Origin of the sequence: Klebsiella sp. SWET4 (genome assembly GCF_024296565.1) — a bacterium.
Classification (GTDB): domain Bacteria; phylum Pseudomonadota; class Gammaproteobacteria; order Enterobacterales; family Enterobacteriaceae; genus Klebsiella; species Klebsiella variicola.
On the sequence record NZ_JANCOB010000003.1, the window covers coordinates 63,474 to 86,998 of the forward strand.

Here is a 23,525-nt window from a genome sequence, read left to right on the forward strand (position 1 = left end):
TTAGCGTTTCGCCTGCCAGATACGTTGCTGATAATCGCGGATCGAGCGGTCGGAGCTGAACATGCCGCAGCGCGCGGTGTTGAGGATAGCCGCGCGGGTCCAGGCCTCCTGGTCGCGATACAGCTCATCTACCCGTTTTTGCGCCGCTACGTAGGCTTCGAAATCGGCCAGCACCAGGTACGGATCGCCGCCCTGCAGCAGGCTGTGCAGCATCTGATCGAAGGCATGCTTGTCGCCGTTGCTGTAGGTGCCGTTCTCCAGCTCCTTAAGCACCGCATCGAGCAGCTTGTCTTTTTTACGCCATTTCAGCGGATCGTAGCCTTTCGCTTTCAGGGCTTTCACCTCTTCAACCGTGTGGCCGAAGATAAAGATGTTTTCCTCGCCCACCTGCTCAGCGATTTCCACGTTAGCGCCATCCAGCGTCCCGACGGTCAGCGCGCCGTTCAGCGCCAGCTTCATGTTGCCGGTGCCAGAGGCTTCTTTACCCGCGGTGGAGATCTGCTCGGAGATATCCGCCGCCGGGATCAGTTTTTCCGCTGCCGATACACAATAGTCCGGCAGGAAGACCACCTTCAGCTTATCGCCGACTTTCGGGTCATTGTTGATCGCTTCCGCTACCTTATTGATGGCAAAAATAATGTTTTTCGCCAGATAGTAGCCCGGCGCCGCTTTCGCGCCGAACAGGAAGACGCGCGGCACGCGGTCCGCCTGCGGGTTTTCGCGGATCTCTTTGTACAGCGCAAGAATATGCAGCAGGTTAAGGTGCTGACGCTTGTACTCGTGCAGGCGTTTGATCTGAATATCGAAAATCGCCTGCGGGTTGATCTCAATCCCGGTACGCTGCTTCACAAACTCGGCCAGATGAACTTTGTTGGCCTGCTTGATATCGCGATAGGTCTGACGGAATGCCGCATCGTCAGCGTATTTTTCCAGATTGATCAGCTGGTCGAGGTCATTGGCCCACTCTTTTTTCAGCGTCTCATCCAGCAGCGAGGCCAGCGCCGGGTTGCACTGCTTGATCCAGCGGCGCGGCGTGATGCCGTTGGTCACGTTATGGAATTTGTTCGGCCACAGCTGGTTATATTCCGGGAACAAATCTTTTACCACCAGGTCCGAGTGCAACGCCGCCACGCCGTTGACGGCAAAGCCGCCCACCACGCACATGTTGGCCATCCGCACCTGCTTGTCATGCACCACCGCCAGCTTCGCCCAGACCTGCTTATCGCCCGGCCAGGTTTTGTCCACCAGCTGTTTAAAGCGGTCGTTGATTTCTTTAATGATCTGCATATGGCGCGGCAGCAGCGCTTTCACCAGCTTCTCATCCCAGCACTCCAGCGCTTCCGGCATCAGGGTGTGGTTGGTGTAAGCAAAGGTTTTACTGGTGATCGCCCAGGCGTCGTCCCAGCTCAGCTGGTGCTCGTCGATCAGCACGCGCAGCAGCTCCGGAATGGCGATGGTCGGGTGCGTATCGTTCAGCTGGATCACTTCGTAATCCGCCAGCTCGGCCAGCTTGCGGCCTGCCAGATGATGACGACGCAGGATATCGGCCACTGAGCAGGCGCACTGGAAGTACTGCTGCATCAGGCGCAGTTTTTTACCGGCCTGATGGTTGTCGTTCGGGTACAGCACCTTGGTCAGTTTTTCCGCGTCGATGCCCTGCTGCTCGGCGCGCAGGAAATCGCCATCGTTGAATTTGGTCAGGTTGAACGGATGAGCGTGTTTGGCCTGCCACAGACGCAGTGGCTGGGCGACGTTGTTGCGATAGCCAAGTACCGGCAGGTCCCAGGCTTCGCCGGTAATGACGAACGCCGGCTGCCATTCGCCGTTTTTGCTGACTTTCCCGCCGATGCCGACCTGGACATCCAGCGCCTCGTTATGGCGGAACCACGGGTAGCTGTTACGCCCCCAGTCGTCCGGGGCTTCCATCTGCTGGCCATCGTCAAAGGACTGGCGGAACAGACCATACTGATAGTTGAGGCCGTAACCGGTCGCCGACTGCCCCACCGTCGCCATGGAGTCGAGGAAGCAGGCTGCCAGACGTCCCAGGCCGCCGTTACCCAGCGCCGGGTCTGTCTCTTCTTCCAGCAGATCGGTGAGGTTGACGTCGTAGCCTTTCAGCGCGTCGCTAACGCCCTCGTACCAGCCCAGGTTGAGCAGGTTGTTGCCGGTCAGGCGACCAATCAGAAACTCCATCGAGATGTAGTTAACGTGACGCTGTCCTTGCGCCGGTTTCGCTACCGGCTGCGCCGCCAGAAGTTCCGCCAGCGCTCCGCTGACCGCGCGCCACCATTGACGCTGTGTCATCTCGGAAGCGGACTGTAAACCAAAATGCTGCCACTGACGCGTCAGTGCAGCCTGAAACTGAGCTTTGTTAAATGAAGTCTGTGACATAATGAGATCCGGGTCCTTTACTAAAACGATGGCGCTAGTGTGCCGACCTCCCGATTCATCGTCCTCATCCCGACGGGGATTAGACAGGGAGGAGTGGCGGGGATGAGCGAAAAGTGTGATCCTGGACACTATAGTGTGGGTGAGAAGGCAAAAATATGCTGTAAAAATCACCGCGATATGACAATCGAGAGGTTACGTCCGCAGGGAAAAAATTTGTTACAGGCCAATACGCGCTAAAAATCTTTCCGCCTCTCGCCAGGTTATTAAAAAAATAAATAGAGAGCTCTGGAGAAATAAGCACATTTCATCACATTGATCCGCAAAAAAGATTACTTCTAAGAAATCACTGACAATAATTTAATAAAAACAAACAACTACTCTTCACATAAAATAAATCTCTCCCCGCTCCGCCAGCCGCCGCCTGAAAACCGCTGGCGGCGAGTTCTGCCTGCGATTTTTCCCCATTCTCAACCAATGTCAAAATTTGTGACATAGAGCAAATTCAAGAGCATAAAGTTCGGACATAACTTGCAATAAATTTCATAATCACCGACCTTATTAGATATTAATTACGAAGCGCAAAAAAAATCGCAACCTCTCTCTTGCACAGCGAAATGTAGAACTATGTTGATTCCGTCCAAATTAAGTCGTCCGGTCCGCCTTGAACACACTGTGGTTCGTGAGCGTTTACTGGCGAAACTTTCCGGCGCGAACAATTATCGTCTCGTGCTGATCACCAGCCCTGCCGGGTACGGTAAAACAACGCTCATTTCTCAGTGGGCCGCGGGTAAAAACGATCTCGGGTGGTTTTCGCTGGACGAAGGCGACAATCAGCAGGAGCGTTTTGCCAGCTATCTGATCGCGGCGATCCAGCAGGCCACCGGCAACCACTGCGGGGCCAGTGAAGCGATGGTGCAAAAGCGCCAGTACGCCAGCCTCTCCTCTCTTTTTGCGCAGCTGTTTATTGAACTCGCCGACTGGCAGCGCCCGCTGTACCTCGTCATTGATGATTATCACCTGATCAATAATCCGGTGATCCATGACGCGATGCGCTTTTTCCTGCGCCATCAGCCGGAGAATATGACCCTGGTGGTGCTGTCGCGTAACCTGCCGCAGCTGGGCATTGCCAACCTGCGCGTCCGCGATCAGCTTCTGGAGATTGGCAGCCAGCAGCTGGCCTTTACCCACCAGGAAGCGAAACAATTTTTCGACTGCCGTCTGACGTCGCCAATCGAAGCCGACGACAGCAGCCGGCTGTGCGACGATGTCGCCGGGTGGGCCACCGCGCTGCAGCTCATCGCCCTCTCCGCCCGCCAGAATAACTCTTCCGCCCAACACTCCGCCCGCCGCCTCGCCGGGATTAACGCCAGCCATCTGTCGGATTATCTGGTGGATGAAGTACTGGATAACGTCGACGCCCGCACGCGTAACTTTTTGCTGAAGAGTTCTCTGCTGCGCTCGATGAACGACGCGTTAATCGTGCGCGTCACCGGCGAAGAGAATGGCCAGATGCAGCTGGAGGAGATCGAACGCCAGGGGCTATTCCTGCAGCGGATGGATGATTCCGGTGAATGGTTCCGCTATCACCCGCTGTTTGGCAGCTTCCTGCGCCAGCGTTGTCAGTGGGAGCTGGCGGTTGAACTGCCGGAGATCCACCGCGCTGCGGCGGAAAGCTGGATGGCGCAAGGGTTCCCCAGCGAGGCCATTCATCATGCGCTGGCCGCTGGCGATGCCAAAATGCTGCGCGATATCTTACTCAACCACGCCTGGGGCATGTTTAACCATAGCGAACTAGGGCTGCTGGAGCAGTCGCTGTCGGCGCTGCCCTGGTCAAATCTGCTGGAAAATCCGCGCCTGATCCTGCTGCAGGCCTGGCTGATGCAGAGCCAGCATCGTTACAGCGAAGTCAACACCCTGCTGGCGCGCGCCGAGCAGGAGATGAGTGTGGAAATGGACACCGCGATGCATGGCGATTTCAACGCGCTGCGCGCACAGGTAGCGATTAACGACGGCGACCAGGACGAAGCGGAACGTCTGTCGATGGTTGCCCTGGAAGAGCTGCCGCTGGCCAACTATTACAGCCGCATCGTCGCCACCTCGGTGCATGGCGAAGTCCTCCATTGCAAGGGGAAACTGACCAAATCCCTCGCCGTGATGCAGCAGACCGAACAGATGGCCCGCCGTCACGACGTGTGGCATTACGCGCTGTGGAGCATTATCCAGCAAAGTGAAATTCTCTTTGCCCAGGGCTTCCTGCAGGCTGCCTGGGAGAGCCAGGAGAAAGCCTTCCAGCTGGTGCGTGAACAGCACCTTGAGCAGTTGCCGATGCATGAGTTCCTGCTGCGCATCCGTTCTCAGCTGCTGTGGGCATGGGCGCGCCTCGACGAAGCTGAAGCCTGCGCCCGCCAGGGAATGGACGTTCTCTCAACTTATCAGCCGCAGCAGCAGCTGCAGTGTCTGGCGCTGATGGTCCAGTGCTCGCTGGCGCGCGGCGATCTCGATAATGCCCGTAGCCACCTGAACCGGCTGGAAAACCTGCTCGGTAACGGTCACTATCACAGCGACTGGGTCTCCAACGCCGATAAGGTGCGGGTGATCTACTGGCAGATGACCGGCGATAAAACCGCGGCGGCCAACTGGCTGCGCCAGACGCCGAAGCCGGAATTCGCCAACAACCACTTCCTGCAGAGCCAGTGGCGCAACATTGCCCGGGCGCAGATCCTGCTGGGCGATTTCGAACCGGCGGAAATGGTGCTGGAAGAGCTGAACGAAAATGCGCGTTCGCTGCGTTTGATGAGCGATCTCAACCGCAACCTGCTGCTGCTCAATCAACTGTACTGGCAGGCGGGACGCAAGAGCGAAGCGCAGAAAGCCTTGCTCGAAGCCCTGACGCTCGCCAACCGCACCGGCTTTATCAACCACTTTGTGATTGAAGGCGAGGCGATGGCTCAGCAGCTGCGCCAGCTGATCCAGCTGAACACTCTGCCGGAGCTGGAGCAACACCGCGCCCAGCGTATTCTGCGCGACATCAACCAGCATCATCGCCACAAATTCGCCCACTTTGACGAAGGGTTCGTCGAGCGGCTGCTGAATCACCCGGAGGTGCCGGAGCTTATCCGCACCAGCCCGCTGACCCAGCGCGAATGGCAGGTGCTTGGCTTAATCTATTCCGGTTACAGCAACGAGCAGATTGCCGGCGAGCTTGACGTGGCGGCTACCACCATCAAGACCCACATTCGCAACCTGTATCAGAAACTGGGCGTCGCCCACCGGCAAGACGCGGTGCAGCATGCTCAGCAGTTACTCAAAATGATGGGATACGGCGTCTGACGACGCCGTTGCCGTTTAGCACAACTCCAGCTGGAGGTTGTTATCGGTGATGACCTTCAGCACGCCCGCCGGCGGCAGCACGTCGGTATAGACCGCATCGACCATACTGATACTACCCATATTGACCATCGCATTGCGGCCAAACTTGGTATGATCCACCACCAGCATCACGTGGCGTGAATTCTCAATGATCGCGCGCTTGGTGCGCACTTCATGATAATCAAACTCCAGCAGCGAGCCATCGCTGTCGACGCCGCTGATGCCAAGAATGCCGAAGTCGAGACGGAACTGCGAGATAAAATCCAGGGTCGCTTCCCCAATGATCCCGCCGTCGCGACTACGCAGTTCACCACCGGCGAGAATAATGCGGAAGTCCTCTTTAACCATCAGCGTGTTGGCCACGTTCAGGTTATTGGTGACAATGCGCAAATCGTGGTGATCGAGCAGGGCGTGCGCCACCGCTTCCGGCGTGGTGCCGATATCAATAAACAGCGTCGCCCCATCGGGGATCTCGCTGGCTACCCGCCGGGCGATACGCTCTTTTTCCGCCGTCTGGGTCGCTTTGCGATCGTGCCAGGAGGTGTTCACCGAGCTGGAGGGCAGCGCCGCGCCGCCGTGATGGCGGAGGATCATTTTCTGTTCGGCTAAATCATTCAGGTCGCGGCGGATAGTCTGCGGGCTGACCGCGAACTGCTCAACCAGCTCTTCCGTGCTGACGTAACCCTGTTTTTTTACCAGCTCGATAATCGCGTCATGACGTTGTGTTTGTTTCATGAAATATCCCTGGAAAAATGTCGCCTACCCGACCCCTGTCGGTAAGTCTTTATGCGCGTTTTCGCCCATGCAAGGTATCAACAAACGCCATCGCCAGGCCGGTCGCCAGACCAGCCACATGCGCGCCGTTAGCGATCGCCATGCCGAAAACGTCAAACCAGCCAGCAATTAACCACACTAAAGAAAAGAGTATCAACCCGCGCTGCAGATAAATACCGCTCTGCGGATCGCGCTCGCCCCGCAGCCAGACGTAGCCCATCAGCGCATAGACCACGCCCGATAAGCCGCCAAACCACGGGCCGCTAAACTGATGCTGCACGAAGCCGCTCAACAGGGCGCTGATAACGGTGATCACCACCAGTTTGCCGCTGCCGATGCGTTTTTCCACCGCGCCGCCGAGATACCACCACCATAGCAGGTTGAAGAGAATATGCATCAGCGAGAAATGCATGAAAGCATGGCTGAAATAGCGCCAGGCTTCGAACTGCAGCGAAGGATCGTAGGGCCAGGCCAGCCAAATCATCACCGGCTGATCGCCCAACAGATTTTGCAGGATAAACACCGCGATGCAGATGAGCAGAATCGCCCAGGTGAACGGGCCGGCGTTATGCCGCAGCGTGGCAAAGAAAGGAAAGCGCTGATAGCGCAACCCGCTATTGGTCTGTCCGGACTGCCAGCTCGCCGCCAGATAACGCGGGTCCGCCGGGTTCTCAAGGAAGCGGGCCAGCTCAGCCCTGACACGCCCGGCCTGACTCTCATCAGCCAGCCAGACGTCGCTCTGGGCGTGCTGCTGAATGGTCAGGATAATCCCCTGCGTCGCCATATAATCGACAAACGCCTGGGCCACCCGTGGATTGGCAAAAGAGGTAATCATTAACATGCAGCGAATCGCTTATTCCACACAAAGGGGGATAGTATACCTGCCAGCCGTTAAAACGTCCCGTGCGCCACTTCCGCCGGGAAATGGCGATGCCAGGCGTCGAACCCGCCATCAACGCTGTAGACCTTATCAAACCCCTGCTGCAGCAGATACTGCGCGGCGCCCTTGCTGCTGTTGCCGTGATAGCACATCACCATCACCGCCGTGTCAAAGTCGTGGTCACGCATAAACGCGCCCAGCGTATCGTTGGTCAGATGAAACGCGCCCGGCGTATGGCCCATCGCATAGCTTTGCGGATCGCGGATATCCACCAGCACCGCCGTCTGCTGATGCAGCTTCTGGTGCGCTTCTTCAACGTTGATACATTCAAACTGTTCCATGGTTCTCTTCTCTTTCTCGTCATGACGGGCGATGGCCGGCCCAATTTTACCCTGTAGTGTACCGTCAGGCGGTAAAGAAACGCCAATATGTTACACCCATCACTCCAAAATGTTTTTTTGATGTTACCAAAAGCGCGTTTGTTTGCTATAGTGAGCGATATCGAGCATTTGTGAGCTTAAACGAAAGTGTGAGAGGGTAAGAACGTGGAAACCAAAGATCTGATTGTGATAGGCGGAGGCATCAACGGTGCCGGTATCGCGGCAGATGCCGCCGGGCGGGGTTTATCCGTACTGATGCTGGAAGCGCGCGATCTCGCCTGCGCTACCTCCAGCGCCAGTTCCAAACTTATCCACGGCGGGCTACGCTACCTCGAACACTATGAGTTCCGCCTGGTCAGCGAAGCGCTGGCCGAGCGTGAAGTGCTGTTAAAAATGGCTCCGCATATCGCCTTCCCGATGCGCTTTCGTCTCCCGCATCGTCCGCATCTGCGTCCGGCATGGATGATCCGTATCGGCTTGTTTATGTACGATCATCTGGGCAAACGCACCAGCCTGCCGGGCTCCACCGGCTTGCGTTTTGGCGCAGAATCGGTACTTAAGCCGGAAATTGTGCGCGGTTTCGAATATTCCGACTGCTGGGTCGACGATGCCCGCCTGGTGCTGGCCAACGCGCAGATGGTTGTCCGCAAAGGCGGCGAAGTGCGGACCCGCACTCGCGCCATCTCGGCAAAACGAGAGAATGGCCTGTGGGTGGTGGAAGCGGAAGATATCGATAGCGGCGAGAAGTTTACCTGGAAGGCGCGCGGTCTGGTCAATGCCACCGGTCCATGGGTCAAACAGTTCTTCGACGAAGGGATGCATCTGCGCTCGCCTTACGGTATCCGCCTGATCAAGGGCAGCCACATCGTGGTGCCGCGAGTGCATACTCAGAAGCAGGCCTATATTCTGCAAAACGAAGATAAACGTATTGTGTTTGTTATCCCGTGGATGGATGAGTTCTCCATCATCGGCACGACGGACGTCGAGTATAAGGGCGATCCGAAAGCGGTAGCCATTGATGATAAAGAGATTAATTACCTGCTGAACGTCTATAACGCGCACTTTAAAAAGACTCTCAGCCGGGACGATATCGTCTGGACCTACTCCGGCGTCCGTCCGCTGTGTGATGACGAGTCGGATTCGCCGCAGGCGATCACCCGCGACTACACGCTGGATATTCACGATGAGAACGGCCAGGCGCCGCTGCTCTCCGTCTTCGGCGGGAAGCTGACCACCTATCGCAAGCTGGCCGAGCATGCGCTGGAAAAACTGACTCCCTATTACAAAGGAATCGGCCCGGCATGGACCAAAACCGCGGTGCTCCCCGGCGGCGATATCGGCGGCGACCGCGACGACTATGCAGCAAAACTACGCCGTCGCTTCCCGTTCATCAGCGAATCACTGGCCCGCCATTATGCCCGCACCTACGGGAGCAATAGCGAGTGGATCCTGAAGGAAGCCAGCGCCCTGAGCGATCTGGGGGAAGATTTCGGCCATGAGTTTTATGAAGCCGAGCTGAAATATCTGGTTGAGCACGAATGGGTGCGCAGCCTGGATGACGCCATCTGGCGTCGTACCAAACAGGGCATGTGGCTGAATGCCGAGCAGCAAGCGCGCATCAGCGAATGGCTGGCGCAGCATGCGGGAAAGTCTGAACTGTCGTTAGCGTCCTGACATCGCGCGGCGCCAGGAGAGAAATACCCGGGCTATGGCTTGCGCTTGGCCCGGATACCTGTTCACAAATTAAACGAGACTTTTTTTCCAGTCGGCAACGTGACATTTATACTGAGTTCTCCCCCCAATGCCGCAATGTAGCGTTTTAGGGTCGAAAGCCGCGGATCGTTATCAGCCTGTTCCATTTTAGCGATCGTTGGCTGCTTTACCCCCATAGCCGCAGCCATCTCTGTTTGCGACATTTGCAACTCTTCTCGAAGCAAGTTTAAAGCGACAGACTGGCGTATCTCTGCCGCTTTCGCTGCAATACGCTGCTGGCTTTCAGGACTCTGTTTCGCCATGAGTTCTTTTAGCGTGGCCATTATCGCTCCTTAGTCAGGTGTTGGCTGAATTCTCTGTCAGCCAGAGTAATCATCTCTTTGTAAAAACGTTTCTCATTCATGCCATCCTTATTGCTCGCACATAAAACGATAGCTTTCCGCAGAGGATCAAAAGCAAAAAAGGCGCGGATGGGGAGCCCATGATGCTGAACCCGGAGTTCTTTCATATTCTGAAACGTTGAATCTTTCACCGTATCAACATACGGCGCCCAAGCTGCGGACCAAACTCAGACAAGATGAGCATCGTGGCCAACATATCCTCTTTTAAAGCTCTACTTTGTAATTCGAACCAGGCATCAAACGTATCCGTCGTTTCTACATCCCACATAGGCGATCCCTCATAGCCTAAAGGCTATCATCCATATTATAGCCATTAGGCTATGAACGTAAACTTATTGAGCATTTATCGTACTGCTGGCGAATTCACGTCAATAGTATATTCCCGCAATAGCCTGAATCCTCCCCGGCACTTTTCCGAATAAAACGTTCTCCGCACAGACAGAAACGGGGCCAAATGGCCCCGTTGAGTTGCATTGACTGGCTTACAGCCTTACCGGGTCGATATGCCAGATATATTTCGCGTACTCCTGGATCGTCCGGTCAGAGGAGAAGTAGCCCATGTTGGCAATATTCAGCATCGCCTTATAGGCCCACTCTTCCGGATGTTGATACAGCTCGTCGACGCGATCCTGACAGTCCACATAGCTGCGATAGTCCGCCAGCACCTGGTAGTGGTCGCCAAAGTTAATCAGCGAATCCAGCAGGTCGCGGTAGCGCCCCGGTTCCGCCGGGCTGAACACGCCGGTACCGATCTGCGTCAGCGCCTGGTGAAGCTCTTCATCCTGCTCGTAGTATTCGCGTGGTTTATAGCCGCTGCGACGTAGCTCCTCCACCTCTTCCGCGGTGTTGCCGAAGATAAAGATATTCTCTTCGCCCACGTGCTCCTGCATCTCCACGTTCGCCCCGTCGAGGGTGCCGATAGTCAGCGCTCCGTTAAGGGCAAACTTCATATTGCTGGTGCCGGAAGCTTCAGTGCCTGCGAGGGAGATCTGTTCCGACAGGTCTGCCGCCGGAATAATCAGCTGCGCCAGGCTGACGCTGTAGTTGGGGATAAAGACCACCTTCAGCTTGTCGCCAATCTGCGGATCGTTATTGATCACCGCGGCCACATCGTTGATCAGGTGAATAATATGCTTGGCCATGTAGTAAGCCGAGGCCGCCTTACCGGCGAAAATGTTCACTCGCGGCACCCACTCCGCCTGCGGATCGGCTTTGATCCGGTTATAGCGGGTAATGACGTGCAGCACATTCATCAGCTGGCGTTTGTACTCATGGATGCGTTTGATCTGCACATCAAACAACGCCTTCGGATTCACCACCACATTAAGCTGCTGCGCAATATAGCTGGCCAGCCGCTGTTTGTTTTCCAGTTTAGCCTGACGCACCGCCTGATTGACCGTCGGATAGTCGATATGCTGCTTCAGCTCGTCAAGCTGGCTCAGATCGGTCCGCCAGGTGCGGCCGATATGCTCATCCAACACTTTCGACAACGGCGGGTTGGCCAGCGCCAGCCAGCGGCGCGGCGTGACGCCGTTGGTGACGTTGGTAAAGCGCATCGGGAAGATTTTAGCGAATTCGGCAAACAGCGACTCCACCATCAGCCGCGAATGCAGCTCCGACACGCCGTTGACCTTGTGGCTGACCACCACCGCCAGCCAGGCCATCCGCACGCGACGGCCGTTGGACTCGTCGATAATCGAGGTTCGGCTGAGCAGCGCGGTATCATTGGGATACTGCTCCTGCAGGGTCTTGAGGAAGTAATCGTTAATCTCGAAGATAATCTGCAGATGGCGCGGCAGAATTTTGCCCAGCATATCCACCGGCCAGGTCTCAAGCGCCTCGCTCATCAGCGTATGGTTGGTATAGGAGAAGACCTGACAGGTCACCTCGAACGCCTCGTCCCAGCTGAATTTATGTTCGTCGATAAGCAGGCGCATCAGCTCCGGTATTGACAGCACCGGGTGGGTGTCATTGAGGTGAATGGCAATCTTGTCCGCCAGGTTGTCAAAGGTCTTATGCAACATGTAATGGCGGCTCAAAATATCCTGTACCGTCGCCGACACGAGGAAATACTCCTGGCGCAGACGCAGCTCGCGTCCGGAGTAGGTCGAGTCATCCGGATAGAGCACGCGGGAGACGTTTTCGGAGTGGTTTTTATCCTCTACCGCAGCGAAGTAGTCGCCCTGGTTGAATTTACCAAGGTTAATTTCGCTACTGGCCTGCGCGCTCCACAGACGCAGCGTGTTGGTGGCGTCGGTGTCAAAGCCGGGGATGATCTGGTCGTAGGCTTCCGCAATAATCTCTTCCGTCTCAATCCAGCGGGTTTTCTTTCCTTCCTGCTGAATGCGGCCGCCGAAACGCACTTTGTAGCGGGTGTTGTGGCGCTCAAACTCCCACGGGTTACCGTACTCCAGCCAGTAGTCAGGGGACTCTTTTTGTCGGCCATCGACGATATTCTGTTTAAACATCCCGTAGTCGTAGCGGATCCCGTAACCGCGTCCCGGCAGACCCAGCGCCGCCAGGGAATCCAGGAAGCAGGCCGCCAGACGGCCCAGACCGCCGTTGCCAAGACCGGGGTCATTCTCTTCATCGATCAGCTCTTCCAGATCGAGCCCCATCTCCGCCAGTGCGCTGCTCACATCGTCATAAATGCCCAGCGACAGCAGCGCGTTAGAGAGGGTACGGCCAATCAGGAACTCCATCGACAGATAGTATACCTGGCGCACTTCCTGCGAGAGCTGCGCGCGGTTGGAGCGCAGCCAGCGCTCCACCATGCGATCGCGGACGGCAAACAGCGTGGCGTTAAGCCATTCATGCTTGTTGGCGATGGCCGGATCTTTACCGATGATAAACATCAGCTTATAGGCAATAGAGTGCTTTAACGCCTCAACGCTCAGCGTCGGTGATGCATAGCTAAAGGGTACATTCATAACAATGACTCCAGTGGTTACATCAAGCGTTGATAAAGTTCGCGATAGGAGTTCGCGGCAACCTGCCAGCTAAAATCCATATTCATCGCCTGACGCTGCACATAGCGCCAGAGCGACGGGCGCGACCAGAGAACAAAGGCGCGACGGATAGCGCGCAGCAATGACAGCGCATTGCTGTCCTCAAAGACAAACCCTGTCGCCAGACCATCGGCAAGGTTCTCCAGCGAACTGTCAGAGACCGTGTCCGCCAGCCCCCCGGTGCGGCGCACCAGCGGCAGCGTGCCGTACTTCAGACCATACAGCTGAGTTAAGCCGCACGGTTCAAAGCGGCTCGGCACCAGAATGACGTCGGCGCCGCCCATAATGCGATGGGAGAAGGCCTCATGGTAGCCAATCTGCACCCCCACTTTGCCCGGATGTTCGGCGGCGGCGGCGAGGAAACCTTCCTGCAGCACCGGATCGCCGGCGCCCAGCAGCGCCAGCTGGCCGCCCTGCTCAAGCAGACCCGGCAGCGCTTCGAGCACCAGATCCAGCCCTTTCTGGCTGGTCAGGCGGCTGACCACGGCAAACAGCGGCGCTTTGTCATCGACCTTCAGGCCCATCGCAATCTGCAGCTGACGCTTGTTCTCCGCCTTCTCCTCCAGCGTGTCGCGATCGTAGCGCATCGGCAGCAGCAGATCGTTTTGCGGACTCCAGATACCGTCGTCAACGCCGTTGAGGATCCCCGACAGCCGTCCTTCATGATGGCGCTGGCGCAGCAGCCCTTCCATGCCGTAGGCGTATTGCGGTTCGGTGATCTCGCGCGCGTAGGTCGGGCTTACCGCCGTAATATGGTCGGCGTAGTAAAGACCGGCCTTCAGAAACGAGATCTGACCGTTAAACTCGAGGCCATGCATGTTGTAAAACGACCACGGCAGCTCGATATCATTCATATGCCAGGAGTAAAACATCCCCTGGTAGGCCAGGTTGTGCACGGTAAAGACCGATTTAGCCGGGCGTCCGCGCGCCGCCAGGTAGGCCGGCGTCAGGCCGGCGTGCCAGTCATGGGCATGCACCACATCCGGGCGCCAGAACGGATCCAGTCCGCTGGCCATTTCGCTTCCCACCCAGCCCAGCAGCGCAAAGCGCAGGACGTTGTCGGTATAAGCGTGCTGGTTGGTATCGTGGTATGGGCTCCCCGGCCGGTCATAGAGATGCGGGGCGTCTATCAGGTAGATCCCCACGCCGTTAAAGTGGCCGTACAGCAGCGTGATCCGCCCGGCGAAGGTATCGCGGCGGGTTACCACCTGGGCATCCACCACGCCGCGGCGGATATCGGGAAACGCCGGCAACAGCACGCGGGTGTCGATACCCTCCGCAATTTGCGCCGCCGGCAGTGCGCCGATGACGTCCGCCAGACCGCCCGTCTTTAACAGCGGGAACATCTCAGAACATACATGTAAGACCTGCATTAGCGCTCCTGTTTGTGCCCCAATTTCCGCAGCATGTCGCGGGTCACCAGCACGATACCTTCCTCTGAGCGATAGAAGCGGCGTGCATCCTCTTCCGCGTTCTCACCAATCACCATACCTTCCGGGATGACGCAGGCGCGGTCAATCACGCAGCGACGCAGGCGGCATGAGCGCCCCACCCAGACATCTGGCAACAAGACTGCCGAATCAATGTTACAGAATGAGTTCACCCGCACGCGCGGGAACAGCACCGACTGCACCACCACCGACCCGGAGATAATGCAGCCGCCGGAAACCAGCGAGTTCAGGGTCATGCCGTGGCTACCGGAGCGGTCCTGGACGAACTTCGCCGGCGGCAGCGATTCCATATGGGTGCGGATCGGCCAGTTCTGGTCGTACATATCCAGTTCCGGCGTGACTGACGCCAGATCGAGGTTGGCCTTCCAGTAGGCCTCCAGCGTTCCCACATCGCGCCAGTACGGCTCAGCGTTCGGGTCAGACTGCACGCAGGAGAGCGGGAAAGGATGTGCATAAGCCATGCCAGCTTCGGTGATCTTCGGAATGATATCTTTGCCGAAATCGTGGCTGGAGTTTTCGTTGCGATCGTCTTCTTCCAGCAGCTCATAAAGATAGGCGGCGTCAAAGATATAAATGCCCATACTGGCCAGTGATTTGGTCGGGTCGGTTGGCATCGCCGGCGGGTTAGCGGGTTTCTCGACGAATTCAATGATTTTTTCGTTTTCATCGACCGCCATGACGCCGAAGGCGGATGCCTCTTCAATGGGCACCGGCATGCAGGCCACGGTGCAACGCGCCCCTTTTTCGACATGGTCAATCAGCATGCGCGAGTAATCCTGCTTATAAATATGATCGCCCGCGAGGATCACCACGTACTCCGCTTTGTAGCGGCGGATGATGTCCAGGTTCTGCGTCACTGCGTCCGCCGTGCCGCGATACCAGTTTTCGCCGTGCACGCGCTGCTGGGCTGGCAGCAGATCGACAAACTCATTCATCTCTTCGCTGAAGAACGACCAGCCGCGCTGGATATGCTGCACCAGCGTGTGCGACTGATACTGGGTGATGACGCCGATACGGCGGATCCCTGAGTTAATGCAGTTAGATAATGCGAAATCGATAATACGGAACTTGCCGCCGAAGTGAACGGCAGGTTTCGCACGCTTAATGGTGAGATCCTTGAGCCGGGTGCCACGCCCGCCCGCGAGGATCAACGCCACGGATTTGATGGGTAATTGACGCGCCAGCATCAGCGGATCGTTTTTTTCAAGCCTAACCATGATTAACTCCTTTTTACACCCCAGCTTTCCTTCTCATCCCGCCGCGCCGCCGCCACGAGTTCAACCGGAAGCTTCAGGGATTACGACCTTTGAAATACGCACACTCCGTGCGCGGGCCCATGCCAGACAGCCATGATGACCGGATTATCCTCTCCGGCGAAGGGAGGAACGGCGCGCCATTCCCCCTCAGGTAACACCATATCGACCACCTCTGCGGTGGCGTTCAGCGTGAGCAGCCAGCGATCAGACAACTGGATCTGCATACACGCTGCGCCCAGCTGCCACTCCCCGGCAGTCAGCGGCTGGGCGTTGCGATTAAGCCAGCGGACATTGCCATCGCCCTCCTGCCACCAGCGGTTGCGGGTGAGCGCTGGAATGCGACGGCGCAGGTGGATCAGCGCCGCGGTAAACGCGGTTAATCCCGGGTTCGCCTGACGCCAGTCCAGCCAGGCCAACGCGTTATCCTGGCAGTAGGCATTATTGTTGCCGTGCTGGCTGTGGCCCTGCTCATCGCCCGCCAGCAGCATTGGCGTCCCCTGAGCCAGCAGCAGCGTCGTCAATAGCGCATGCACGCTGGCGCGCCGCCGTTCAATCACCGCAAGATTGGCGTCTAATCCCTCTATACCATGATTGTTGCTGTAGTTATTGTTAGTCCCATCGCGATTCTCCTCCCCGTTTGCCTCATTGTGTTTCTGATTGAAACAGACGCAGTCGCGGAGCGTGAAGCCATCGTGGGCCGTCACCAGGTTCACCGTCGCCGATGGCCGTTTGCCATCGCGAGCAAAGAGATCGCTGGAGGCCGCGAAGCGTTGCGCAAAGTCACCGAGGGAGACGTTTTGCTGCAGCCAGAAACGACGGGAAATATCGCGAAAATGGTCATTCCATTCGGCGAACAGCGGTGGGAAATTAGCCACCTGATAGCCGCCCGGGCCGATATCCCAGGGTTCCGCAATCAGTTTCAACTGCGACAGCACGCTGTCGCGGCGGATAGCCTCGAACAGCGGCGCATCCTGGCGGAATTCCGGCGTCCGCCCCATCACTGAGGCGAGGTCGAAGCGAAAGCCGTCGACATGGCACTCATCCACCCAGAAGCGCAAACACTGGCGCGCCCATTCCACCACCCCGGGGTGGCTGAGATTGAGCGTATTACCGCAGCCGGTCCAGTTGTGATAATCGCCATCCTCCCTTACCCAATAATAGCTACGGTTGTCGATTCCGCGCAGGGAGACGGTGGGCCCTTCGAGATCAATTTCCGCGCTATGGTTGAGCACGATATCCAGAATCACCTCGATGCCGGCGGCATGAAGCGCCTTAACCGCATCACGAAACTCATCGAGGGCACGCGCGGGATCGCTGGCATAGCGCGGATCCAGCGCGAACCATGCCAGCGGGTTGTAGCCCCAGTAGTTGCTCAAGCCCATCCGCTGCAGTCGCGGCTCGCTGGCGAACTGCGCTACCGGCAACAGCTCGAGGGCGCTGATGCCCAGCGATTTGAAGTAAGCGATCATCACCGGGTGGCCCAGCGCCTTATAAGTTCCGCGAATGGCTTCCGGCAGCTGCGGGTGCAGCAGGGTGAGTCCTTTCACGTGCGCTTCATAAATCACCGTTTCCCCCCACGGGGTACGCGGCGGCTTATCGCCCCGCCAGTCGTAATGCAGATCCACCACTTGCGATTTTGGCGCGATTGCGGCGCTGTCGCGATGATCCGGCTCCCACATTCCACCATGCAGGCGTTCGTCATCCGGCAGATCGCCCTCGACCCGATACGCGCAGGGATCGAGCAGCAGCTTCGCCGGGTTAAAGCGGTGCCCCTGCGCCGGGTCCCAGGGACCATGCACCCGATAGCCGTAGCGCAGGCCCGGCCCGGCAGCGTCCAGCCAGCCGTGCCAGATGTCGCCGCTGCGCGCCGGGAGATCGACGCGTTGCTCGTTGCCCTGCTCGTCGAATACGCACAGCTCCACCCGCTCCGCATGGGCGGAGAAGAGGGCGAAATTCACGCCCTTGCCGTCATAGCTGGCGCCCAACGGCGCAGGTTTGCCTGCCGCCAGTGAGGTCATTGCGCCTCCCGGACCAGCCAGATCGTCGCCAGCGGAGGCAGGGTCAACGATAGCGAGTGTTCGCGGCCATGGCTGGCGATCGCGTCGCTCTCCACCACACCGCCGTTACCCTGGTTGCTGCCGTGATAGTGCATGGAGTCGGTATTCAACGCCTCGCGCCAGCGTCCCGGCTGGTTAATGCCGAAGCGGTAGTCATGGCGAGGCACCGGCGTGAAGTTGCTGGCGACGATAATCTCATTCCCGGCCCGGTCGCGGCGCACAAAGACAAACACCGAACGCTCATGGTCGTCGACCACCAGCCATTCGAAACCGTAGGGGTCAAAATCCAGCTCGTGCAGCGCTTTATGGTGACGGTAGGTATGGTTCAGGTCACGCACCAGTCGCTGGACGCCATGGTGCCAGTTGTCGCCGCCCTCCAGCAGATGCCAGTCGAGGCTGCCGTCGTGGTTCCACTCGCGGCCTTGAGCGAACTCATTGCCCATAAACAGCAGTTTTTTACCCGGGAAGGCGAACAGCCAGCCGTAGTAGGCGCGCAGGTTGGCAAACTTCTGCCAGGCATCCCCCGGCATGCGGTCGAGAATCGATTTTTTGCCGTGCACCACTTCATCGTGGGAGAGCGGCAGCACAAAATTCTCGGTGTAGTTGTAGAGCATGCCGAAGGTCATTTTGTCATGATGGTAGCGGCGATGCACCGGATCGAGCTTCATGTAATCCAGGGTGTCGTGCATCCAGCCGAGGTTCCATTTGAACCAGAAACCGAGGCCGCCGCCGGCTGGCGGACGGGTCACCCCGGCAAAATCGGTGGACTCTTCCGCCATCGTCACCGCGCCCGGCGTCTGTTCGCCGAGGATGCGGTTGGTGCTGCGCAGAAACTCAATAGCTTCCAGATTTTCCCGGCCGCCGTATTCGTTGGGGATCCACTCACCTGCCTTGCGGCTGTAATCGCGATAGATCATTGAGGCCACCGCATCGACCCGCAGGGCATCAATACCGAAGCGCTCGATCCAGTACAGCGCGTTACCGACGAGGAAGTTGCTGACTTCGCGGCGACCATAGTTGTAGATCAGGGTATTCCAGTCCTGGTGATACCCCTCGCGTGGATCGCTGTGCTCATACAGCGAAGTACCGTCAAACGAGGCAAGGGCAAAATCATCCGCCGGGAAGTGGCCGGGCACCCAGTCAAGAATGACGTTCAGCCCGGCGGCGTGCGCGGCATTGATAAAGTAACGGAAATCGTCGCGGGTGCCGAAACGGCGGGTCGGCGCATAGAGCCCGGTGGGTTGATAGCCCCAGCTGCCGTCGAACGGGTGCTCGTTAACCGGCAATAGTTCGAGATGGGTGAAGCCCATCCATTTCGCGTAGGGCACCAGCTGGTCGGCCAGCTCGCGGTAGCTCAGCCAGAAATTATTATCGGTATGACGGCGCCAGGAGCCGAGATGCACTTCATAGATAGAGATCGGGGCATCAAACTGGTTCGCCGCTTTGCGGTCCGCCGGCTGTTCCACTTTGGGCGGCAGGTCGCAGATAAGCGAGGCGCTTTCCGGACGCATTTGCGACTCAAAGGCGTAAGGGTCGGCTTTGACCCGCAGATGGCCGTGGGCGTCAATCAGTTCGAATTTATACAGCTGGCCATTATGCGCGCCGGGAACGAACAGCTCCCAGATCCCGGACTCTTTGCGGAATCGCATCGGGTGGCGTCTGCCATCCCAGTAGTTAAACTGCCCGACCACCGACACGCGGCGGGCATTCGGCGCCCACACCGAGAAACGGGTACCGGTGACGCCGTCCATGGTGGCAGCGTGCGCGCCCAGCGTTTCGTAAGGGCGCAGGTGGGTCCCTTCGGACAGCAGCCAGACGTCAAGATCCTGCAACAGCGGACCAAAGCGATAAGGGTCATCAATCAGATTCTGCTGCCCGTGCCAGGTGACGGCCAGCTGATAGCGAAAGGCGTTTTTGCGACGTGGCAGGACGCCGCTGAAGAAACCACGCGAGTCGAGGCATTCGAGCTTGCCGACTTTGCGTCCGGTTTTCGGTTCAATAACCCACACGTCGGTGGCATCGGGTAATAATGCGCGTACTTCCAGCCCGGCGTCAGTACGGTGCATGCCGAGCACGGAAAAGGGATCCGCGAAATGACCGGCGATTAGCGCATTAATCACGTCTCTATCAATATGATTAGACATGCTTTCATCCTGTTGTAAGTGTCGCTCATTCCTGTAACTGGCGACTTTTTTTGACCTGAACGGCGCAGTGCTCTCAGCATCCTCCTGCTCCGTCCCACCTTCAGGTAAGGAATTCCTTACTTAAAGCATAGCCAAGGCTGAGTTACCTCCGTGGGGAAAAATCTAACATCCGCGTTTACTCCTTGTATTACGCAAAAAAAAAGGGGGCTTGAAGACCCCCTTTATGTTCATCCTGCGCTTACGCCAGCTGGCGAAGCATCCGGCGCAGCGGCTCCGCAGCGCCCCACAACAGCTGGTCGCCAACGGTAAAGGCCGACAGATACTCCGGCCCCATATTCAGTTTACGCAGGCGCCCTACCGGGGTGGTCAGGGTGCCCGTCACCGCGGCTGGGGTCAGCTCGCGCATGGTAATATCACGATCGTTCGGTACCACTTTGGCCCACGGGTTGTGCGCGGCCAGCAGCTCCTCAACGGTCGGGATAGACACATCTTTCTTCAGCTTGATGGTGAACGCCTGGCTGTGGCAGCGCAGCGCGCCAACGCGGACGCACAGGCCGTCTACCGGGATAACGGACGAGGTGGCGAGGATCTTGTTGGTCTCCGCCTGGCCTTTCCACTCTTCGCGGCTCTGGCCGTTATCCAGCTGTTTGTCGATCCACGGGATCAGGCTGCCCGCCAGCGGTACGCCGAAGTTATCCACCGGCAGCTCGCCGCTGCGGGTCAGCGACGTCACTTTGCGCTCGATATCCAGAATGGCGGAAGCCGGATTCGCCAGCTCTGCCGCAACATGGTTGTGCAGCTGACCCATCTGGCTCAGCAGCTCGCGCATATGACGCGCGCCGCCGCCGGAAGCCGCCTGGTACGTTGCCACGCTGACCCACTCCACCAGATCCTGGGCAAACAGGCCGCCGAGGGACATCAGCATCAGGCTAACGGTACAGTTGCCGCCGACAAAGGTTTTGATGCCGTTATTCAGGCCGGCGGTGATCACGTCCTGGTTAACCGGGTCGAGGATAATGATCGCATCATCCTTCATGCGCAGCGAAGAGGCGGCGTCAATCCAGTAACCCTGCCAGCCGCTTTCGCGCAGCTTCGGGTAAATCTCGTTGGTGTAATCGCCGCCCTGGCACGTGACAATAATGTCCAGTGCCTTCAGCGCGTCCAGATCGAACGCATCCTGAAGCGTGCCACCGGTGCTACCGCCGAATGACGGCGCTGGCTGTCCCAGCTGGGAGGTAGAGAAGAACACCGGGCGAATGGCGTCGAAATCGCGCTCTTCAACCATGCGTTGCATGAGAACAGAGCCGACCATTCCGCGCCAGCCGATAAAACCAACATTTTTCATAACGTATTCCTGCGAGGTGTGTGCTGTTTGTGCCTGGCCAGTTTCCAACTGGATTATCCCTCACCTTACAAAATGCAGCTAAAGTCGCAAGTGAAATTAATCAATGATTGCTGAACAATCAGAAAAGCAACTTATCCTGCACATTGTCCACCGTCGCTGGTCGTCGTCAAAAACGCAACGATTATCGGGGAAATCCCCTGCGCAATGGAATATTTTCCGTTGCTATTTTATTGATCCTGATTATGGATTGAGCGCGAAATCAGGTGATTTACCGCTTGCCAAATAAACGCATCAAACCCAGGCACAGCAAGGGCTGACGAGGGATACGAGCATCGTCGTAGCGCTAATAAGGGCGAATAGCAGGCAAGGAAAAGGGGGAAAAAGGGCGGCTTATTACAAAGAAGCCAGGGTAAGCAGCGTTACCCTGGCTTTTTATACCCCGCGAGCGGGAGGTGAGCGGGCTTAGCTCAGCAGCTGGAAAGCGATCATACCGACAATCGCCCCGGTGGTACCCAGGATGGTTTCCATCATGGTCCAGGTTTTCAGCGTCTGGGCTTCCGTCGCACCAGTAAATTTACCGAACAGCCAGAAGCCGGCATCGTTCACGTGGCTCACCACAATCGAGCCGCCGGCGATACAGATAGACAATGCCGCCATCTGCGCGCCGCTGTAGTTCAGCTGCTCAATCACCGGCATCACCAGGCCGACCGCCGTCAGGCACGCCACGGTGGCAGAGCCCTGAATGATACGCACCGCCGCCGCCAACACGAAACAGGTAATCGCAATCGGCAGACCCAGGCCTGTCAGCGCTTCGCCGAGCGCCGGGCCGACGCCGGAGTCAACCAGCACCTGCTTGAAGACGCCGCCGGCGCCGATCACCAGCAGGATAATCCCCGCCGGCTGCAGCGCGTGGCCACAGATCTCCATCACGCGGTCTTTCGCCATCCCCTGGCGCATCGCCAGGCCGTAGATCGCGACCAGGCAGGCAACCAGGATCGCGGTGAACGGATGGCCGATAAACTCGAACCATTCGTAGGCAGTGGAACCCACCGGCACAAAGCGCGCGGCGATGGTTTTCAGACCCACCAGCACCAGCGGCAGCAGGATCAGCGACAGGCTAAAGCCGAAGGAGGGCATTTTGCCTTCGCCGAGATGCGGTTCGCTGATATCGTCAGGAATATGCAGCTCAACGTAGCGGCTAATGAAGTTACCCCACAACGGACCGGCGATAATCATCCCCGGGATCGCGGCGCACAGGCCAATCAGGATCATCCAGCCAAAGTCGGCGTGCATTTGCGACGCCAGCAGCATCGGCGCCGGCCCGGGAAGCAGGAACGCGGCGGCGGCGGCCACCCCGGCAAACAGCGGGATCACCAGCTTCACGAGGTTAGTGCCGGTATGGCGCGCCATCGAGAAAGCGACGCTGATCAGCAGGACAATGGCCACTTCGAAGAACAGCGGCAGCGCGCAGATAAGACCGGCAAGACCAATCGCATAGTGCGCGCGGTTGTGGCCGAAGGATTTGAGCATCTTGACGGCAATCTGATCGACCGCCCCCGTTTCATGCAGGATCTTACCGAACATCGCGCCGAGCGCGACGACGATCGCCAGGAAGCCCAGCGTACCGCCCATCCCTTTCTCCATCGTCGCCGCGATTTTATCCAGCGGCATGCCGGAGAAAAGACCTGCACCAATAGAAACCACCATCAAAGCCACGAAGGCGTGCATCCGCGCTTTCATGACTAAAAACAGCAGCAGCAATACCGAGCCGACTGCTGTTAAAACAAGCGTTAAAGTACTCACTAGTGACTGCCTTTGTTGATCACCTCGATGGTGCTGGCCACCACGCCTTCCAGCGGCTGGTCGATATCGACGATAAGCACATCGCTCTCGTCGGCGCCTGGTTCCTGCAGCGTTTCAAACTGCGTCACCAACATTTGGGTTTTGAAGAAGTGTCCTTTGCGTGCCTTCAGACGGTTTTCGATCACGTCGAAATCGCCTTTCAGATAGATGAAGGAGAGGTTCGGGTTGCCCTTGCGCAGAATGTCGCGATAGCTCTTCTTCAGCGCCGAGCAGACGATCAGCGACACCTTGTTGGTACGCTGCATAGCAAACGCGGCGTCATTCAGCGCCTGCAGCCACGGCGTGCGGTCATCATCGTTCAGTGGCTCACCGGAGGCCATCTTAGTGATGTTGCTGCGCGGATGCAGAAAGTCGCCGTCGAGAAACGCGGCATGCAGTTGATGCGCCACTTCGCTGGCGACAGCGGATTTCCCGCTGCCGGAAACGCCCATCAGAACATAGACGTGGTGATCATGATTAGTCGTGCTCAAAGCATCCTCCCACCGGACAGGTA

Annotated in this window: 16 protein-coding genes and 2 pseudogenes; 3 read left to right on the forward strand and 15 right to left on the reverse strand. The window is 57.7% G+C overall.

The window, feature by feature from the left end; genetic code table 11:
- Both malP and NKJ21_RS09500 read right to left on the reverse strand, forming a co-directional pair.
- A complete protein-coding gene (gene malP / locus NKJ21_RS09495; RefSeq protein ID WP_012540401.1) occupies positions 1–2,391 on the reverse strand; it encodes a maltodextrin phosphorylase in 2,391 nt (796 codons plus the stop codon).
- A 343-nt stretch (positions 2,392–2,734) separates the two neighbouring features.
- Positions 2,735–2,884, reverse strand: coding sequence for a hypothetical protein (locus tag NKJ21_RS09500; protein ID WP_012540400.1), 150 nt, complete (start codon positions 2,882–2,884; stop codon positions 2,735–2,737).
- A gap of 131 nt (positions 2,885–3,015) precedes the next feature.
- Here NKJ21_RS09500 and malT point away from each other — a divergent pair, with 131 nt between their 5' ends.
- Positions 3,016–5,721 carry an HTH-type transcriptional regulator MalT gene (malT, locus tag NKJ21_RS09505; protein ID WP_012967130.1) on the forward strand — a complete coding sequence of 902 codons (2,706 nt, stop codon included), beginning with the start codon at positions 3,016–3,018 and terminating at the stop codon, positions 5,719–5,721.
- A 15-nt stretch (positions 5,722–5,736) separates the two neighbouring features.
- On the opposite strand, the gene NKJ21_RS09510 is transcribed toward malT, so the two are convergent.
- Genes NKJ21_RS09510 through glpE form a run of 3 tightly spaced genes read right to left on the reverse strand, consistent with a single transcriptional unit; the run spans position 5,737 to position 7,755 of the window.
- Positions 5,737–6,495, reverse strand: coding sequence for a DeoR/GlpR family transcriptional regulator (locus tag NKJ21_RS09510; protein ID WP_008806995.1), 759 nt, complete (start codon positions 6,493–6,495; stop codon positions 5,737–5,739).
- A gap of 49 nt (positions 6,496–6,544) precedes the next feature.
- Positions 6,545–7,375, reverse strand: a complete 831-nt coding sequence (gene glpG / locus NKJ21_RS09515) for a rhomboid family intramembrane serine protease GlpG (protein ID WP_008806994.1) — start codon at positions 7,373–7,375, stop codon at positions 6,545–6,547.
- Positions 7,376–7,425: 50 nt separating this feature from the next.
- Complete coding sequence (glpE, locus tag NKJ21_RS09520) at positions 7,426–7,755, reverse strand: thiosulfate sulfurtransferase GlpE (RefSeq protein WP_004202138.1); 330 nt, start codon at positions 7,753–7,755, stop codon at positions 7,426–7,428.
- A 204-nt stretch (positions 7,756–7,959) separates the two neighbouring features.
- Between glpE and glpD the strand changes: the two genes are divergently transcribed.
- Positions 7,960–9,468, forward strand: coding sequence for a glycerol-3-phosphate dehydrogenase (gene glpD, locus NKJ21_RS09525; RefSeq protein ID WP_008806993.1), 1,509 nt, complete (start codon positions 7,960–7,962; stop codon positions 9,466–9,468).
- A 62-nt stretch (positions 9,469–9,530) separates the two neighbouring features.
- Here the strand turns inward: glpD and NKJ21_RS09530 are convergent, their stop codons facing one another.
- The 8 genes and pseudogenes from NKJ21_RS09530 to asd all read right to left on the reverse strand — a co-directional run bounded on the left by NKJ21_RS09530 (position 9,531) and on the right by asd (position 21,169).
- Positions 9,531–9,830 (reverse strand): helix-turn-helix domain-containing protein, encoded by a 300-nt coding sequence (locus NKJ21_RS09530; protein ID WP_008806992.1) that lies wholly within the window; start codon positions 9,828–9,830, stop codon positions 9,531–9,533.
- Positions 9,830–10,176: pseudogene (locus tag NKJ21_RS09535) on the reverse strand (type II toxin-antitoxin system RelE/ParE family toxin). Before NKJ21_RS09535 ends, NKJ21_RS09530 begins: the two are co-directional and overlap by 1 nt.
- 214 nt (positions 10,177–10,390) lie before the next feature.
- Positions 10,391–12,838: a glycogen phosphorylase gene (gene glgP, locus NKJ21_RS09540; RefSeq protein ID WP_008806990.1), complete on the reverse strand. Its 2,448-nt coding sequence runs from the start codon at positions 12,836–12,838 to the stop codon at positions 10,391–10,393.
- Between the two features lie 17 nt (positions 12,839–12,855).
- Positions 12,856–14,289 carry a glycogen synthase GlgA gene (gene glgA, locus NKJ21_RS09545; protein ID WP_004202133.1) on the reverse strand — a complete coding sequence of 478 codons (1,434 nt, stop codon included), beginning with the start codon at positions 14,287–14,289 and terminating at the stop codon, positions 12,856–12,858.
- On the reverse strand, positions 14,289–15,584 hold the full coding sequence (gene glgC, locus NKJ21_RS09550; protein WP_008806989.1) for a glucose-1-phosphate adenylyltransferase: 1,296 nt from the start codon (positions 15,582–15,584) through the stop codon (positions 14,289–14,291). The genes glgA and glgC overlap by 1 nt, the downstream gene beginning before the upstream one ends.
- 80 nt (positions 15,585–15,664) lie before the next feature.
- The gene (glgX, locus tag NKJ21_RS09555; RefSeq protein WP_254732868.1) at positions 15,665–17,641 is read right to left on the reverse strand and encodes a glycogen debranching protein GlgX; all 1,977 of its coding nucleotides are present in this window, start codon (positions 17,639–17,641) and stop codon (positions 15,665–15,667) included.
- Positions 17,638–19,824, reverse strand: a complete 2,187-nt coding sequence (glgB, locus tag NKJ21_RS09560; protein ID WP_008806987.1) for a 1,4-alpha-glucan branching enzyme — start codon at positions 19,822–19,824, stop codon at positions 17,638–17,640. Before glgB ends, glgX begins: the two co-directional genes overlap by 4 nt.
- A gap of 238 nt (positions 19,825–20,062) precedes the next feature.
- Positions 20,063–21,169: an aspartate-semialdehyde dehydrogenase gene (gene asd, locus NKJ21_RS09565; protein ID WP_022066277.1), complete on the reverse strand. Its 1,107-nt coding sequence runs from the start codon at positions 21,167–21,169 to the stop codon at positions 20,063–20,065.
- A gap of 103 nt (positions 21,170–21,272) precedes the next feature.
- Here asd and NKJ21_RS09570 point away from each other — a divergent pair.
- A pseudogene (locus NKJ21_RS09570) lies at positions 21,273–21,635 on the forward strand (hypothetical protein).
- Here the strand turns inward: NKJ21_RS09570 and gntU are convergent.
- Complete coding sequence (gene gntU, locus NKJ21_RS09575; RefSeq protein WP_008806984.1) at positions 21,632–22,972, reverse strand: gluconate transporter; 1,341 nt, start codon at positions 22,970–22,972, stop codon at positions 21,632–21,634. The pseudogene NKJ21_RS09570 and the gene gntU sit on opposite strands and share 4 nt — an antisense overlap.
- On the reverse strand, positions 22,972–23,502 hold the full coding sequence (gntK, locus tag NKJ21_RS09580) for a gluconokinase (RefSeq protein ID WP_012540395.1): 531 nt from the start codon (positions 23,500–23,502) through the stop codon (positions 22,972–22,974). Before gntK ends, gntU begins: the two co-directional genes overlap by 1 nt.
- Between the last annotated feature and the right edge of the window lie 23 nt (positions 23,503–23,525).